At 40.5% G+C, this 16,806-nt stretch carries 13 protein-coding genes; 12 read left to right on the top strand and 1 reads right to left on the bottom strand.

Annotated elements, in window-relative coordinates; translation table 11 throughout:
• Positions 1-6: 6 nt before the first annotated feature.
• From K6V26_RS04880 to K6V26_RS04830, 11 genes are all read left to right on the top strand, one after another.
• Positions 7-888: a DUF1573 domain-containing protein gene (locus K6V26_RS04880; protein ID WP_048318001.1), complete on the top strand. Its 882-nt coding sequence runs from the start codon at positions 7-9 to the stop codon at positions 886-888.
• Positions 889-1,095: 207 nt separating this feature from the next.
• The gene (locus tag K6V26_RS04875; RefSeq protein WP_048317999.1) at positions 1,096-1,350 is read left to right on the top strand and encodes an NVEALA domain-containing protein; all 255 of its coding nucleotides are present in this window, start codon (positions 1,096-1,098) and stop codon (positions 1,348-1,350) included.
• Between the two features lie 139 nt (positions 1,351-1,489).
• On the top strand, positions 1,490-2,503 hold the full coding sequence (locus K6V26_RS04870) for a BF3164 family lipoprotein (protein ID WP_048317998.1): 1,014 nt from the start codon (positions 1,490-1,492) through the stop codon (positions 2,501-2,503).
• A 14-nt stretch (positions 2,504-2,517) separates the two neighbouring features.
• Entirely contained in the window at positions 2,518-3,612 is a 1,095-nt protein-coding gene (locus tag K6V26_RS04865) for a 6-bladed beta-propeller (RefSeq protein WP_048317996.1), read from the top strand.
• 24 nt (positions 3,613-3,636) lie between these two features.
• Complete coding sequence (locus tag K6V26_RS04860) at positions 3,637-5,133, top strand: transglutaminase-like domain-containing protein (protein WP_224264735.1); 1,497 nt, start codon at positions 3,637-3,639, stop codon at positions 5,131-5,133.
• Between the two features lie 7 nt (positions 5,134-5,140).
• Positions 5,141-6,010 carry a signal peptidase I gene (gene lepB, locus K6V26_RS04855; RefSeq protein WP_224264734.1) on the top strand — a complete coding sequence of 290 codons (870 nt, stop codon included), beginning with the start codon at positions 5,141-5,143 and terminating at the stop codon, positions 6,008-6,010.
• Between the two features lie 52 nt (positions 6,011-6,062).
• Positions 6,063-8,021, top strand: a complete 1,959-nt coding sequence (locus K6V26_RS04850) for a transglutaminase-like domain-containing protein (protein ID WP_224264733.1) — start codon at positions 6,063-6,065, stop codon at positions 8,019-8,021.
• Between the two features lie 115 nt (positions 8,022-8,136).
• A complete protein-coding gene (locus tag K6V26_RS04845; RefSeq protein WP_224265809.1) occupies positions 8,137-10,059 on the top strand; it encodes a discoidin domain-containing protein in 1,923 nt (640 codons plus the stop codon).
• The gene (locus K6V26_RS04840) at positions 10,056-11,906 is read left to right on the top strand and encodes an O-antigen ligase family protein (protein WP_224264732.1); all 1,851 of its coding nucleotides are present in this window, start codon (positions 10,056-10,058) and stop codon (positions 11,904-11,906) included. Before K6V26_RS04845 ends, K6V26_RS04840 begins: the two co-directional genes overlap by 4 nt.
• Positions 11,907-12,058: 152 nt before the next feature.
• Entirely contained in the window at positions 12,059-13,252 is a 1,194-nt protein-coding gene (locus K6V26_RS04835) for a 6-bladed beta-propeller (protein WP_449590464.1), read from the top strand.
• A gap of 137 nt (positions 13,253-13,389) precedes the next feature.
• On the top strand, positions 13,390-13,836 hold the full coding sequence (locus K6V26_RS04830) for an HU family DNA-binding protein (protein WP_007652717.1): 447 nt from the start codon (positions 13,390-13,392) through the stop codon (positions 13,834-13,836).
• Between the two features lie 68 nt (positions 13,837-13,904).
• Here K6V26_RS04830 and K6V26_RS04825 read toward each other — a convergent pair whose 3' ends face one another.
• Positions 13,905-14,675 carry a hypothetical protein gene (locus K6V26_RS04825; RefSeq protein WP_224264730.1) on the bottom strand — a complete coding sequence of 257 codons (771 nt, stop codon included), beginning with the start codon at positions 14,673-14,675 and terminating at the stop codon, positions 13,905-13,907.
• Between the two features lie 177 nt (positions 14,676-14,852).
• Between K6V26_RS04825 and K6V26_RS04820 the strand changes: the two genes are divergently transcribed.
• A complete protein-coding gene (locus K6V26_RS04820) occupies positions 14,853-16,805 on the top strand; it encodes a hypothetical protein (RefSeq protein WP_224264729.1) in 1,953 nt (650 codons plus the stop codon).
• Position 16,806 lies beyond the last annotated feature (1 nt).

Below are 16,806 nucleotides of genomic sequence, written 5' to 3'. Positions count from 1 at the left end.
AACGATATGAAAGCCTTTTATCTTTACATATTATTAATAGCAACCACCTTCTTCTCCTGTCACAACGAACAGAAAGAGAAGGAAAATAAGATTGCGCATCTGGTCAGCGAATGGCAAGGGAAACAAATACAGTTCCCTGAAAACCTGACCTTCACACGCTATCTGAAAGATACTACGGATTTCCAAATCCCACAAGCCGAATACAAGGTATTAATATATGTAGACTCTATCGGTTGCACCAGTTGTAAACTGCAACTTCATAAATGGAAGGAACTGATCGAATACACTGATTCAGTAACACAAGGAAAAGTTCCTTTCCTCTTCTTCATGCATCCAAAAGATGCGAAGGAAATACGCTACCTCCTGAAACGAGACGCATTCGATCGTCCTGTCTGCATCGACATAGACGACCAGCTAAACAAACTAAACAAGTTTCCGACAAATATAACTTTCCAGACATTCTTGTTGGATAAAGACAATAAAGTCACTGTATTAGGAAATCCGGTACATAACACGGCTGTGAAAGACCTGTATCTGAAACAGATCACAGGCAAAGACAGTCCGAACAAAAATATACCGAAAACAACAGCCGAAACAACAAAGACAGAAATCGACTTCAGAACTTTCGACAAATCGGAAGTAAAGGAGACGGCCATAGAAATAAAAAACACCGGGGACAATCCCCTTGTGATAGTGGACGTAAGTACCACCTGTGGCTGCACAGCAGCCACCTATGATAAACGACCTGCAAAACCCGGAGAATCTCTTCGGGTAGGAATTAAGATGACACCAAAAGACACAGGTTTCTTCGATGAAGTCGTTACGATCAAGTACAATAGTATTAACAATCAACCTGTCAAAGTAAAGATAAAGGGGAATGTTCGGTGATCGAACGAATGGGAGTTTGCTGCACGACAGCAAATAGTACAAGCAAACTCCCGGAGACCCCGAAAAGGAGGTGTATCAAGGTAATATAACCGACAAAATAGAATGATACAGGTGTCATTCGACTATCTAATCCGAAGAATAGTAGGCAAAGATAGAAAATAGCTTGATTAAATAAGAAATAAAATAAATAATTTAATATATACAAATATGAGAAAATTATTTGGTATTATAGCTATGGCTGCGATAGCTGCTGTAGCTGGCTGGAATTTCAGCCAAAGTCAAAACGAAGTTGAACTGTCAGACTTGGCACTGGCTAATGTTGAGGCATTGGCCAGAATTGAAGGTCAAAATGATGCTTGTGCAAACCTCACTAACTCAACATGTATATCTGTTGTTGTAGACCAATGGGGTAACAATTCTGCTCATGAGTATGATAACATGTATCCTTCTGACGCATGCTAAGAATCTATAAAGCTACATGACAAAATCAATATATGTAGCTATAAAGAGTTGCAAAAGATTTATTCTGTAGTTTACTCAATGTTAATTACAGATGACTCTTTTGCAACATCTTATCACTTTTAACAAAAAAAATTGCACAATGAAAAATACGATCTTATTGCTACTACTATTCTGTCTTTCTTGCAATAAACAGGAATCACAGTTATTAGTTCTACCAGAAGAAACCCCCATTAAAGGTATTGATTACTCGAATGAGATTGTTATGAATTATCCTTTATACATTGAAATCATAAATAATAAATTGTTTCTGCTTATGCCAAAAGGAGAAGATGTCATAAAAATAGTAGATATTGAAAATGGCAAAGAAATCAAACAAACTGGTAAATTCGGGAATGCACCTGAAGAGTTTTTACAACCACGCTATTGGGGTACTGATAAAAACAACAATATACTTTTATATGACTTAATGCTAAAAAAACTTAGAAAATACAACTGGGAAGACATAGTTAATACGCCGGAGTTACATGCTACAGAAGAAATTCCACTAAAAAGTATCAATGCACATATTAGCACCGGAAAAATATTAAATGACAACTATTTTGTAGGTTCTGTGCCTTTTGGAATATCCGAACCTTTAATAGTCCTTGATAATAATTTAAGCATTGTAGATAGTTTAGGAGAAGTTCCTGACAATAATCACAAAAGCACCAATATGACATCTTATATAGGTAACATTGATACCTATAACGATAAATTTGTATTTGTTATGGCTGCATTAGGATACATAGCCTATTATCAACAACAAAAAGGAGGTTGTGGATTACTTTGGGATCATTATATAGAGAGACCTATTTATAAAGGGGATCAATTAGATCGGAAACAATTAAAATTAAGTTTTGTTGATGCAAAAATAACCCAGAATTATATTTTCTGTAGTTATTTTGGTGAGATCTTAACCAGAGAAAAACTCAAAACACTTAAACCTCGTAACATTCTGGTGTTTGATCACAAAGGAAATTTATTAAAAAATCTACGGTCGGAAAGAAGCGTGGGTAGAATTGCCGTTTCAGAAGACGAAAAAACATTATATGCAGTGACGGAAGAGCCTGAAATCGCAATCATCCGATTCGACATCAGTAATTTATTCAACTAAAAAATCATATAATCATGAACAAATGCGCATTATTAGTAGTATGTGGTTTATTTCTTGCATGCAATCAACCACAAGCAAAAACAGTCAACGAGAATCCGGTTAAAATCGAACTAGCCTCTTTGATTGAAAGAGGACCGGCAGAAACGATCAGTTTAAATAATTGGAGTAAGAGTATCAAATTTGTTCCATTAGAAACAGAAAAGTTACCAGCCGTTAAAGGTATATCCAAAATTATACAGAAAAATGACAAGCTACTGATCGTACACGCTCAAAAAGCCTCTGTCTTTGATTTAGAAGGCAAATACTTATATGATATTGGTCAACAAGGAAACAAGCCGGAAAATTTTACGAATTTACAAAACTTGTCAGTCAGAAATGATACAATCTTCATTAAAGATAAAAACAACCAAATAAAACTATATAACTGGCAAGGTAAATTTATAGGGCAAATCTCTACTCCCGAACTGCCTATTCTTGATTTATACCCGGTTCTGAATACAGATGTCTTTTTAGGGCATATTCCCAACCGGACCGGAGAAAATAAAAACAGATTAGCTATTTTCCGCGATGCAACTGTATTAAATCTAATACCAACCTATTCAAAATTTGAACGGGCAGACGGAAATACAGTCATTACACTCACTTCAGAGATGAGAACTTTTGACGGTAATGTTTCAGCCTTCAAAGAACTTTTTAACGATACAATTTTTCAAATTAAACCGGATTATTCATTACATCCGTATGCTATAATTAATTTGGGTAAAAATAAAGCTACAGAAGAACATCGTTATACCCTTACACCGGGTATGTTTACTCAAAAGAACTTTGATATGTTTGATAACAAAATAGCGCTTTCTGCTATTGGAGAAAAAGATGATATTATTTACATGGTTCCCTATAACAAAAATATCAAGCCCTATACCTTCAGTTTCAATAAAAAAAACGGAAAAGCTTATTATCAGAAAATAACATATCCGGAAAGTCAATTTGATTTGACAGATAACAGTATTTTCACTCCTTCTTTCATCTCTACCGATGGGAAGTTCTTAATTGATCTCGAGTTTACAAAAAACGACAACAAACCTGTAATCGTACTGGTCGAACGTTAATAATGAACTATAAATTGAATGATCATGAAAACTTATATTCCTTTCTTTGTTTTGTGTATCCTTATCTCTTGTTCTACGCCTCATCAAAAGAAAATCAGCTTGGAACAGGCGCTTTCCTTTGCCGGAGAGAACAGAATAGAATTGGAAAAAGTTTTCGAACATTACAAAAATGATTCTCTGAAATTGAAAGCAGCAGAATATCTAATCACAAATATGCCGCTGCATTTTTCCAGAGTCGAATATTTCATATCACCGGAAGGCAAACAATATATACCGGATATTGCTTGCTTTCCGAATAAGGAAGCTGTAAAAAGACATTGTGATTCGCTACAGAGTAGAGGATACAATATCCAGGGAGATAATATATATGACAGTAAAACACTTAAAAGCGATTTTCTGATCCGTAATATCGATCTGGCCTTTCAGGTCCGGCAAAAGCCATGGGCAAAAGATATTCCTTTCGAGGATTTTTGCCGGTATATCCTCCCTTACAGGACCCAAGTAGAACCCGTTTCCAACATGCGTCGGGAATTCATGGAAAAATATTTACCTCTGATTGATTCGGGAAAAGTTAACAATGCCATTGATGCCTGCAAAATAATCAATTCACAATTAATGAAAGAGTTGGTTTACAAAGATACAGGTTCTCCTCTCTATCCTACCGTCGAAAGCACATATCACTCCGGCAGAGGCAGTTGTGAAGATTTGTGTAACTTGGCCACATTATTAATGCGTGCTGTAGGCATTCCTGTTGCCGTACAACTTACCACCTGGACCAAAATGGATTTAGCGCATAGTTGGGGTGTTGTATTGCATGATGGAAAGTTTTATAATTTCAGCCCAGTCTACGGTCAACCTGACACATATAGAGAAAAACTTGAAACTACCAGCTATCTGAAACCCGCCAAGGTATATCGGTTGTTATTTGATCCCGAATTTAAGGAAACCGATATTAAAGACGACGGTTATATCACTAATCTGAAAAATCCACTATTAAGAGATGTGACAAAGGAGGAAGGATATCAGGTTCTGGATATTTGTATTGAGGCAGACAAACCTGTATCTTCTTCCATAAAACAGATTTACCTCTGTACATACAATGATTATGATTGGAAACCACTTGCCATAGGTAACCGAAAAGGTTCTACATGCAGATTTAAAGATATTGTAGGCAATAATATCTTTATTATTGCCGAAGCCTCAAACACACAGTCTTTACATTATATTACCGCTCCTTTCATCTTAAAAAAAGATGGCGACATTCATAAATTAATTCCTCAAAAAGAATTAAGTCAATCCTTCACGTTCAACAAACGTAAAAATAAATTAAATCAAAAACATACGTTACATTACTGGGACGCAGACAAAAATGGGTTTATCTCTTTAGAAGAGATGAGTTCGACAGATACAACACAGACGTACAATCAAATACCGAAAAATGCTCTATTATGGTTTACTGTTCCGGAAAGAATACTGAATCAAAGGGTATTTTATATTGAAAACGACAGTATAAAATATTAGTCACCATATGAAAAAGCATCCCCATAAACTGATCAATAAAGTCATCGACATTGTCTTCTGGCTATGCATGACAGTTGTCTTGTGGTTTGTTGTGCAGGTATTCATATTTGCCTCATTCAAAATCCCCAGCGATTCGATGGAACCGGGATTAATTACAGGAGACAATATACTTGTCTGGAAACCAACCATTGGACCTCGCATATTCAACCTGTTTGCCTCCATGAGAAACGAACAAACAGAGATTTATCGCATTCCCGGTTTCAAAAAGATAAAACGCAATGATATTCTGGTTTTCAATTTTCCGCATCCAAACAGTTGGGATAAAATTGAAATGCATATACTCAAATATTACATCAAACGGTGTGTCGGAATACCGGGAGATACCTTATCCATCCGAAACGGATTCTTTCATGTGGAAGGCGTACAAACGCCTCTCGGCAATATGGAGTCACAAAAAGGAATAGCAGCAACTGAGAAATTTCAAGACGGTATATTCCAGAGTTTCCCATTCGACAGCATCATCGGTTGGAACATCAAAGATTTCGGACCGCTCTATATACCGGCAAAAGGTGATTCCGTTACTTTAGATCGTACAAACTTCCGATTATATAAAAAACTGATCGAATGGGAACAACAGGGTAGTCTTCAATACAAGGATTCTACGACTTTTCTTAACGGAAAGCCGATCTACGGATATCGTTTCCAAGAAAACTATTATTTCATGGCAGGCGACAAAGGCATAAACTCACAGGATTCACGTTATTGGGGATTACTACCTGAAGAATATATCGTCGGGAAAGCATGGATTATATGGAAATCGGTAGACCCATATACGGATAAATTCAGATGGGACAGATTTTTGAAAATTATTCACTAATAGAATTGATTATAAAGCAATTCCACCATATATGTATCAAAATTACAGTAATATGAAATTAAATCTGTTTGCTACAATTGTACTTGGGCTGTATCTGTTTCTTTTATCGGGATGCAGCAACACCAACAATAGACAATTGGAATTAGCCTTACAAACCGCAGGAAATAACCGGCAGCAACTTGAAAAAGTTATACAACATTATCAAGGAGATAAACAGAAAGAAGATGCTGCAAGATTTCTGATACGGAATATGTTGGGAAAATACTATCTGGAGGGGAATCGAATTGATAAATTCCACCAGTTCATCGACTCTACATACCGGATAGAACAAGAAGAATACGACCAACAGACTATAAATAACACTTATAGGACAAACAACAAACACCAACAAGACGACGCTAAGCAACAAGCAGACTTGCAACAACTAAATGCAAATTTCCTGATTACACAGATAGATGCAGCTTTTCAAGTATGGCAAAGACCCTGGAACAAACATCTTTCTTTTGATGAGTTTTGCGAATGGATACTCCCCTACCGGATCGGAAACGAATTGCCGGAGATATGGAGTGAAGAATACTATAATGCCTTTTCCGGATTATTAACGGACAGCATATTGACTGCCCGTGATGCCTGTATTGCCATCAACAATGAACTGATTAAATTACCGATCCATGTCTTTAACGATTTCCCAAAACCGGCGGACATAAAACCCAGTAGCCTTATCCATATAAAATTCGGTTTATGCGGGGACTATACCAACCTGGCAATATATGCCATGCGATCTGTAGGGATACCTGTTACAACAGGAAGTATTCCGCATTGGGGACATAGCAATAATAGCCACGCGTTCAATCTTCTAAATGGCGAAGACGGAAACTATTATGATTTTGCTGGAGGTGAGCACCATCCAGGGGATCATCTCAAACGTTTTGATGGCATACCGAAAGTCTATCAGAAAACATTTTCCGTACAACAGACTTCTTTAGTGATGACAAATACATCTAAAGAAGAAATTCCTGCATTCTTCAAAAATCCTTTCATGAAAGATATTACAGACCATTTTCCTGCTATTCATCCGCAGACCGTATCCATTCCATTGAATAGAACCTGCCACAATAAATATGCCTATCTATGCGTATTTGATCCGCAAGGGTGGTTCCCGGTAGATTGGGGAAAGATATCCGATAAGAAAGTGACATTCAACCATATCGGTCCTGATATTATCTATCAGGTCAACAGTTATGAGGATAACTCTTTGCAACCGTTAAGTTCTCCCTTTGTCGTCGATTCCACCGGAAAGGTTACTCTTTTCGAATGCCGGAGAGAAAAAGAAGACCTGTACCTCGAACGCAAATACCGCGAACCCAAACATCTCGAAGCCATACCTCCGGCATTCGTTGGTGGCAGATTCCAGGGATCGGATTATGCGGATTTCCGGATAGCGGAAGATTTATATACGTTCACAGAAGCTCCAAGTTTCAAGTATACCACTATCAAGGTGAATCCTAAAAAGAGTTACAAATATTACAGATACCAGTCTTCTCCCAATCTACGGGGAAATATGGCTGAACTGGAATTTTACGATACAAATAGTCAGCAAATACTAAAAGGGGAAATTATCGGAACAGACAACACCAGCATCTACAACCCGCATGCGACCAAATATAATGTATTCGACGGAGACCCTCTCACCTTCTTCCACACACGTGACAGCATGAGTTGGGCAGGTCTGGCATTATCCAAGCCGGCACATATTAACAAAATACGCTATATCATCCGGAATGATGACAACGGAATACGAAAAGGAAATCTCTATGAACTTTTCTATATAGATGAATCGGGTGCATGGGCCTCTGCCGGAAAACAAACGGCAGAACAGGATGAATTATTAATATATAAACAGATCCCCCAAGGTACTTTATACTGGCTACGCAATCATACCAGAGGAAAAGAGGAACGGATTTTACGTATGAGAAGGGGAAACAGGTTTGGTGGTAAAAATAAGTCATAATTATTCAACACAATATTTTCAAAACTAACAAAATATGAACTCACAGGATTCGCGCTATTGGAGATTACTACCCGAAGAGTATATTGTCGGTAAAACCTGGATTATCCGGAAAACAATGAAAAAAGTATTTATAACAGGAATAAACATACTATTAGCCGTTTTTCTCATCGCTTGCGCTTCATCGGATAGCAAACGTCTGGAGCAGGCACTCTTGTTTGCCGGGGATAACCGGGGCGAACTGGAAAAGGTATTAAGCCATTATGAGAATAATCAGGAAAAACTGGAAGCCGCCCGTTTCCTGATTCGTAATATGCCCCGATGGTACGGATATGAAGGATGGCAACTGGATTCTATCAAACCGGTATTGATACAAAAAGATAAAGGAGAAGCCGTTCCTAAAGAGGTGATAGCAAAATGGCAACGGGTTTCTTTCTATTCACTGCCGAAAGTATATGACGCCAAAGTGATCACGGCTGATTACCTGATCGAGAATATCGACCTGGCCTTCGATGTGTGGAAAAGGTATCCGTGGAACCGGAATCTGGGATTCGATGATTTTTGCGAACTGATCCTTCCTTACCGGATCGGAGACGAACCGCTGTCATCCTGGCGAAAGCTGTACCATGATTATTATACGGCCATACTCGACTCGGCTTATCAGGGGAATGATGTGATTGAGGCTTGCAAAGCCGTCGATAAAGATCTGAAAAGAGTTTATTACCGTTGGAACACGGATTTTAACATACCTCATCAAAGTGCGGACTTCCTGTTCTATCATCGCGTCGGTTTCTGTAGGGAGGCGTGCGATGTCACACTTTATGCCATGCGTGCCTGCGGTATTCCTGTCGCCAGTGAATATTTCGTTTATTCTCCAGAATACCAACATCCTCACTTCTGGACTGTGTTACGCGATACGACCGGAAAGTTCATCCAGTTCGGTTTCAATGAGTTTGAAGCATCCCGCATAAATCCGGGTACCGACGGCAGAAAAAAAGGGAAAGTCTACCGCTACTGCTTCGGAGCACAGGATGAACTGTTTTCCGGAATTACAAAAGACAATAAAGTGCCGGCTTTATTCAGGGATCGCTTTATCAAAGATGTGACTGCCAATTATTTCGGTGAGAATGAAGTATCCGTCTCCGTGCAGTCTGCATACGAAGATTATATCTATCTGGGCGTTTTCAGTCCGGGCGGATGGATTCCGGTCGATATCGCACACAACAACAAGGGGAATGTGACTTTCCGGAATCTGGAACCGGATGTTATTTACCAGCCTTTGATCTCGGACGGGCAAAACCACCGGGCAGCAGGTTATCCGTTTATTTATAAGAATGAAACAGTTCATTTGCTAAAACCGGATACGACCTCCATGAAAAAAGTTATACTGAAAAGAAAAATGTCGCTTATGCCAACTATTGCTGAATTTCTTTATCGGGCCATTATCGGATCAAAAATAGAAGTGAGTGCAGATCTTTCTTTTACCCGACCGGATCTGGTATATCAGTTCAATGATACATTGGATTACAATTATTACGAACTGACTCCACCGGATATTAACAAAAAATACAGATACATAAAATATATCGCTCCATCAGGAAAACGAATGGAACTCAGTGAGCTTTCTGTTTTCAAGGATTCCTTATGCAAAGAACAGATTCCATTAAAACGAATGAACGATATAGAACCTGTACGGGCATTGGATCATATAACAGACGGAGACATACTCAGCTATTTTCAGGCAAGAGATACTTCTTGTTTTATCACATATGATCTGGGAAAAATGACAACGATTGGAAAAGTTGTTTTCTCACCACGAAACGATGACAATTATGTCTGGCCGGGAGATGAATACGAGCTCTTCTATCAGGACGGAGTAAACGGGTGGAAATCGCTCGGGGTTCAAACGGCTACCGGGTGGGAACTGGAATACCGTGTTCCGGACAATGCGTTGTTATGGCTGCGCGACCGGACCAAAGGACGGGAGGAACAGGTGTTTATTTACAAAGAGGGGAAACAGTATTTTACGGTTGATTTATGAAATACAGACAACATATAAGTTACTCACTGCTCGCTATCAGCGGAATCTTTCTGCTGTGCACCGTTTTTGCTACAGACACAGGACTGGCTAACGGGCTGGTCATAGGGAAAGTTCTTTGGTTTCATCTGGCGATGTTGCTGCTGGCTGCATGCAGTTTGGTGGCGGCTGTTCTGACGAAACCGGCAAAACCGTTTGTCTTTTCGATTGCAGACGGATTGGTGCTGGTTTTGGCGGCTATTGTTGCACTTACTTATAACCGGCAGCTGGATCCCGAACCGGAGAAAATGCTGTTTGGCGGGCAATTAGTCGTATTGTGGTTTCTGCTGCGGTTCATATTGACAGGATGGCCGCAGTTACAGCTATTTTTCCTGGCAGTGGTTGTTGCGACCGGAGGGATTGAAGCCGTGTCGGGAATGCGACAGTTACATGGATTCGAGGGATCTAACCATTCCTTGTTCAAGCTAACCGGGGATTTTTATAATCCGGGACCTTATTCGGGGTATCTCGCAATCGTATTGCCGGTTTGTCTGTGGATGATTTTGGAATGGGGGAAAGAGAAGAGAGTGCACAGCCACGCGTCTCTACGGTATTTGGGATGGATCGGTTTGCTGGCGATCATCGTCGTGCTTCCTGCCGGGATGAGCCGGACGGCATGGATAGCGGCTGCCGTTTCATGCGGATGGGTGTATTGGGTACAACGGATCGGATGGGAAAAGACTAAAAGATACATGAATGGAAACCGGACCTTGACTATCGTATCTTCTATTTTGATACTGATCTCTATAGCCGGTGCATTGGCAGGTATTTATCTGCTAAAGAAAGATTCTGCCAATGGCCGGCTACTTTTATGGAAAGTGACGGGGCAAGCTATCAGGGAACAGCCCTGGACAGGAACCGGGACAGGTAGTTTTCCGGCTGCTTATGCAGAAGCACAGGCGGAGTATTTTACTTCGGGAAAGGCTTCGGAGACAGAGATGCTGGTTGCCGGATGTCCGGAATACGGATTTAATGAATTCTTACAAATTGGTTTGGAACAGGGGCTGGTGGGTTTAATGGTTTTTGTATTGTTGTTAAGCTATTCTTTGTTCCGGAGGGTGAAAAACAGACAGGCGGGAGCAGCCGGAGGAATATTGGCGCTGATGGTGTTCAGCCTGGCATCGTATCCGTTGCAGTTGCCGGAGTTCTGGGTGGTGTTGGTGGTGTTGATGGGGGTGGCTAATAGTAATACTCCGGTTGACGCTGATATTTCGGTTGACGCTAACACACCCCCTACCCCCTCTCGAGAGGGGAGGAAGATACTTTCTGTCGCTATGATAGGGGTGCTGGCTATATGTTGCGGGTGGATTTTCCGGCAGCAAAAAGGGTATTATGAAGGATATAAAAAATGGAATACGTTGAAGATGTTGTATAATAGTAAGGCTTATGAGGCGGCAGGTGAAGGATATGAGGAACTGGTGCCGTTGATGGGACATAAACCGGAGTTGCTGTTCGAGGCAGCACAGTGCCTCAGCAAATCGGAACGGTTTGAAGAAGCGAACCGGTTGTTGGAACGGGCAATGAAGTTGAGCGGTGATCCGATGATACATTATATGGCGGCAAAAAATGAGCAGTCGATGGGAAACTATCAAAAAGCGGAAAATTTATTGCTGCACGCGATCGACATGTTACCGGAACGGATCTATCCGTATTACCTGCTTACCAAACTTTACTCAGAACCAGGATTCTTTCAAAAAGACAAGTTCCTCAAAGCGGCAAATGCCGTACTGGAAAAAGAACCAAAAGTAAAGAGCACGGCTATCCGGGAAATGCGGGAAGAGGTCAAGATATTAATTCAAAACAGAAAATAAATTTCATTCGGCATAATATTTTCAATAGGTAAGAAGTTTTTTATATCTTTACAAGCAAGGTGATTAAGCAAAAATACCTGAATTAAAATCTATCAGTGAAAATATAAATGAAGAATACAATCCGGTTACATGTTTGATGAAATTAAAGTAATATGAAATGCATTTATACAATCTTAGTTATACTCCTGACAATAATGGCAGGATGCGGTGGTAACAAAAAATCTGACTGTCAAAAGGAAGACTCTGATACTATTGCTATACCGGATACTTTTATTACGATTGACGTTAGTAAAAAATATCCTCTAAAAGAGTTAATTCTTCAGGATATTATGGATGTGGAATATATTGCATTAGAATCCACGGACGAATTTCTTTGTCAAGGCATCGTACAAGCCATAGGTAAAGAAATCATATTAGTGAAAAATGTCATCAACGATGGCGATATCTTTATCTTCGACCGAAATGGCAAAGGTTTGAGAAAGTTTAACCGGAAAGGGCAAGGTTCTGAGGAATATATATTCAACCTAAGTGCTTTCGTAGATGATAACAGCGGTGAAATATACATTGATGAAATAATAAGAAACGTCCTGGTATATGATTTTCAGGGAAAATTTTTAAAAAGTATCCCCAGAGGCGATAACAAATGGATTAATGCTACGAATTACAACCAGGATTATTTGATTGCCAGGGAATCACCTTCCATCCAGATACAAAATAAAACGAATAACCAACGTTTTGTTATCATTTCCAAACAAGACGGGAACATTGCTAAAGATTTTCGAATCTATTTTAAGAAGAAAGTAGAATGGGGAATAACCAACCACGCAGGAAATGCAGGAGGTGCCCCTCGTCTTTATCCTATCGTTCCTTACGATGATAGTTGGTTGCTAACGGAACCCTCGTCCGATACAATATTCAAACTCTCACCGGATTACAGTCTGACTCCTTTCATAGCCAGAACACCATCTGTACAATCGATGAAACCAGCCGTATTCCTTTTACCATGTATATTTACCGATCGCTACTATTTTATGGAAACAGTAACGATGGATGACGACATTTTAAGAAATGAGAAATTCCCAAAGACACATTTAATGTATGACAGAATAGATAATACATTATTCGAATATACTGTATTCAATGATGATTTTTCTGAAAAAGTCCCCGTGAACTTAACTATGCAGGAAACTACAAATAGTGAAATCGCCTTTTGTCAAAAATTAGAACCTCACGAACTTATTGAGGCTTACGAAAAAGGGCAATTAAAAGGGAAGTTGAAAGAAATTGCTGCGGAGTTGGAAGAAGATTCAAATCCTGTAATTATGCTGGTAAAATATAAAAAATAACTTCTATACCCTCTTATTCCCTTTTAAACCTATCTATCTCCATCTAAACCGTTTTTGTGTTTCGGCTGGAAGTTACTTTTGTAATGTTTTCGAAAACAGATGAAGTAATTTCTATTAACACTTAAAAAATTAAAATTATGTCAGTAAAGTATCGTTTAGTCGAACGTAACAACATGGGGAAAGACAAAGAAGAAACCCCGAAAAAGTTATATGCACAACCGGTTTATTCGGATTTGGTAGGATTTGAAGAATTATTGGGTGAGATCAGTGAAGCCGGTATTCCTTCCAACCAGGTAAAAGGGGTTATGGACCGTATGAACTACCTGATCAAAAAACATTTGGCAGCCGGACGACGGGTACAGTTCGGTGAATTCGGAAACTTCCGTTACGGGGTTGGTTCTACCGGAGCTGCTGAAAAAGAGGAATTTCAAACCAATATGATAAAAATTCCACGAATCATTTTCAGTCCGGGAGCGACCTTGCGTAAAGCCCGTAAGGATGCCAATTTCGAGAGAAAGGAAGAGATTGTTACCAAAAATGACGGCGGTGGCAACGGTGGCGGCGACAGACCGGAAATTGAATAGACGATCTGATTTCAAGTTGCTGTAATGTAAAAGGGAGTGCTTCTACGTTTTGAGGCACTCCCTTATCTTTATTCTTTTAATTGTGCCATAACCTTTTCCATCTCTATACCCAGTTTATCTAATTCCTCCGAATAAGCATCCGTATCTTCGTTGAGCGATTTGGCTATCACCTCGTACATTCGGATACGTAGTTGGCAATACTCAATCAGTAATTTGTTGGATTTCACATACTCGGAAGGGATATCCGGAATTTCATTTGTTTCTTTTACCAAATCGATATTTTCTTTCCATTTGGGAATACCGGTTTCTTCTATAAATTCAACAACCTCCTTTACCGGTTTCTCTTCTATCATATCATAAAGCCTGATTGCCAAAGATTCATTTAGTTCAAACCGTTCCATCTTTGCATTATACCGGTCACTGTCCCAGTCCTTTGTACCCAGCCAAAGACCTCCCAATAAGACCGCAACAAGTATTAGACAACAAACAGCCCCTACCCCGGTAGCCCGCCAATTTGAATAAAACAGGCCATTCCCTGCCTTATGAGCTTTCAGCTCCTTCCCCTGCAATTTGTCTACAATCACATAAATAATGGCTGTATAAATTGTCGGAATCAAAGCATTCGGTACTTTTTCCATAGCAGACTCCGGCATCATTAAAATTCCGCCAAAAAGCAGAAATGTTGCAATAATACCGATTACCAGGGCATTGAATCCCTGTCTTTCATTGCCCAAAGCAATACAATTCTTCCGTATCAGGATACCAGCAGCAAAAGGACCACCGAAAAAGGTCGCCACAGCAATAGCATTCTGTGAGTAGAGTTTTTTGTTTTCTTCCATAATCCATTAAAATCAATGAGTAGCATTCGTTTTCAAAGGCAAAGATAAATTAATTTACTCAATTACACTCTTTCTGTCAAAATAAGAATCATTTCCTTTGGCTTTATCCTGATATTTACATACATTTGTTGGCATTAACCTTGTTAGAATGAAGACTTTAGACAAAATCACATATTTATGAGACTACACTTATTCTATTTCGTTCTATGCTTCATCCTTTTGTCCTGCCAGTCTGATAAATATCACTGGAAAAACCAGGATGACAGAATGGTTCTCATGTCCGGAAAAACGGTTGTCGGAGAGTTGAACCCTTCCGTAACAAAAGGAATGAATCGTACAGATCAGATTGAAATGCTCAATTCCTGTACGTTTAAGATCACCTGCCAATACACAGCATTGGAAGACATGGAGACGGCCAGGATCAACCTGGATTTCGTACACAAATCTGCCTCCGATTACTGGATGATACCTTCCGTCTCTTACAACGGAAACAACTGGGGACGCGGAAAAGAACCCAAAGGTGCACAGCAAAACGGGAAATGGCGAACTTATTCCTACCGCAGCACACCTATTCCCGGAGCAACCTACTCGGAAGGGACACGGTTTGCCGTTGCCATGTGGAGCGATGTCCCCCAGAATGAAAAAGAGAGTATCTCCTGTTCCCTGATGCCGGACAGGGAGACCACTACCCACCGGCTTATCTGGCCGGAAGAAGAAATGCCGGTCATGTATGCAGCCAGGGACCGCTACAAACCGGGATATCAGAAACAGGAAAAATTATCCAAAGGGGAAACAGTTACATTGACCGCTTATCTCTCCGTCTGCGACGTGCTGCCCCATCATTATGCCATGCATAACTTCTTGCACGAAGCCTGGGAGCGTGCCGACAAACAAGGGACAGCTATTTATCCACCCGCCAAAATATGGGAACTGGGCCTCCGATATGCTAAAGAATATCTTTGGACGAAAGAGGGTGCTTTCAGTGGATTTACAATCGGTTTCTCGCCGGATAAAAGCGGGGAATGGAGTAAACGGAAAGGATACGAAATAGGTTGGTGCGGACAAAATGCGTCTTTTGCCAATTCACTGCTTTTCGATTATATCAAACATAAAAACAAAGAATCTCTGGACAAAGGGGTAGCCACCCTCGATGCATGGGCCAAACTCTGCCGGCTGCCTAACGGACTTTTTATCACGAACTATGACCGTATCTCCGGCCAGAGAAGCCAGATCGACAATGTCGTCATAGATGCCTGTAACCTGGGAACGGCCGCCCTGAATTATTTCGAAGCGACTGAACTGGTGAAAGCCTGCGGACTGGAAAGACCTGATTATGAAAGCCTGGCTTTCGGTATCTGCGATTTCGTCAGAAACGACCAGCAGGACAACGGAGTATATGGCCGCGGCTGGTATCCGAACGGAGAATGTTTCTACCGGGAAGGAACTATCGGTTGTTTCATGGTTCCCCCCATGCTCGAAGCATTCACGCGTTCGAAAGACTCCGCCTATTTATCTTCCGCAACCCGGGCTTACGATCATTATGTGAGCGAACTGAAAACAAAAGGATATTCTACGGCTGGGGCTTTGGATACCTGGTGTATCGACAAGGAGTCATCCATATCCCTCCTGCGCTCGGCTTTGAAGCTGTATAACCTGACAAGCAACAAAGAATACCTCGATGATGCCGTTGCCGTCTCCTACTATCTGTCTACCTGGTTGTGGCATTATAACGGCGTTTATCCGGAAAACGACAACTTCACCCAATACAACTATAAGACCTTCGGTGCGACTTCTGTTTCCGTGCAGCATCATCACCTGGACCCGTACGCTTTGTTCTGGGTGCCGGAATGGTTTGAGCTGACGAAACTGACGGGAGACAGCCAGTGGAAAGAAAAAGCGATTGCCATCTGGAATAACGGTTGCCAACTGATATCCGACGGTACACTGGTGATAAACGGACGTGTCCGCCCTGTCGGTTCCCAGAATGAAGCCTATCTGCAAAGTCACTGGAACTGGGATGCCGCACCTCATTTCGACCGGATCAATTCATGGCTGGTGGCCTGGCCCGGTGCTTTCAGGCTGGAAACTTTGAGGAAGCTGGATGCCATCGATGCACCACAAATACAGTAAA

Origin of the sequence: Parabacteroides goldsteinii, assembly GCF_020091425.1 — a bacterium.
GTDB classification, from domain to species: Bacteria; Bacteroidota; Bacteroidia; order Bacteroidales; family Tannerellaceae; genus Parabacteroides; species Parabacteroides goldsteinii.
Note: the sequence above shows the minus strand (reverse complement) of the source record. Positions and strands in the feature narration are given on the sequence as shown.

Coding starts and splice junctions, on each gene's coding strand:
- K6V26_RS04850 (WP_224264733.1), top strand. CDS start 6,063: ATGAAATTAAATCTGTTTGCTACAATTGTACTTGGGCTGTATCTGTTT.
- K6V26_RS04860 (WP_224264735.1), top strand. CDS start 3,637: ATGAAAACTTATATTCCTTTCTTTGTTTTGTGTATCCTTATCTCTTGT.
- lepB (WP_224264734.1), top strand. CDS start 5,141: ATGAAAAAGCATCCCCATAAACTGATCAATAAAGTCATCGACATTGTC.
- K6V26_RS04870 (WP_048317998.1), top strand. CDS start 1,490: ATGAAAAATACGATCTTATTGCTACTACTATTCTGTCTTTCTTGCAAT.
- K6V26_RS04835 (WP_449590464.1), top strand. CDS start 12,059: ATGAAATGCATTTATACAATCTTAGTTATACTCCTGACAATAATGGCA.
- K6V26_RS04825 (WP_224264730.1), bottom strand. CDS start 14,675: ATGGAAGAAAACAAAAAACTCTACTCACAGAATGCTATTGCTGTGGCG.
- K6V26_RS04875 (WP_048317999.1), top strand. CDS start 1,096: ATGAGAAAATTATTTGGTATTATAGCTATGGCTGCGATAGCTGCTGTA.
- K6V26_RS04840 (WP_224264732.1), top strand. CDS start 10,056: ATGAAATACAGACAACATATAAGTTACTCACTGCTCGCTATCAGCGGA.
- K6V26_RS04865 (WP_048317996.1), top strand. CDS start 2,518: ATGAACAAATGCGCATTATTAGTAGTATGTGGTTTATTTCTTGCATGC.
- K6V26_RS04830 (WP_007652717.1), top strand. CDS start 13,390: ATGTCAGTAAAGTATCGTTTAGTCGAACGTAACAACATGGGGAAAGAC.
- K6V26_RS04820 (WP_224264729.1), top strand. CDS start 14,853: ATGAGACTACACTTATTCTATTTCGTTCTATGCTTCATCCTTTTGTCC.
- K6V26_RS04845 (WP_224265809.1), top strand. CDS start 8,137: ATGAAAAAAGTATTTATAACAGGAATAAACATACTATTAGCCGTTTTT.
- K6V26_RS04880 (WP_048318001.1), top strand. CDS start 7: ATGAAAGCCTTTTATCTTTACATATTATTAATAGCAACCACCTTCTTC.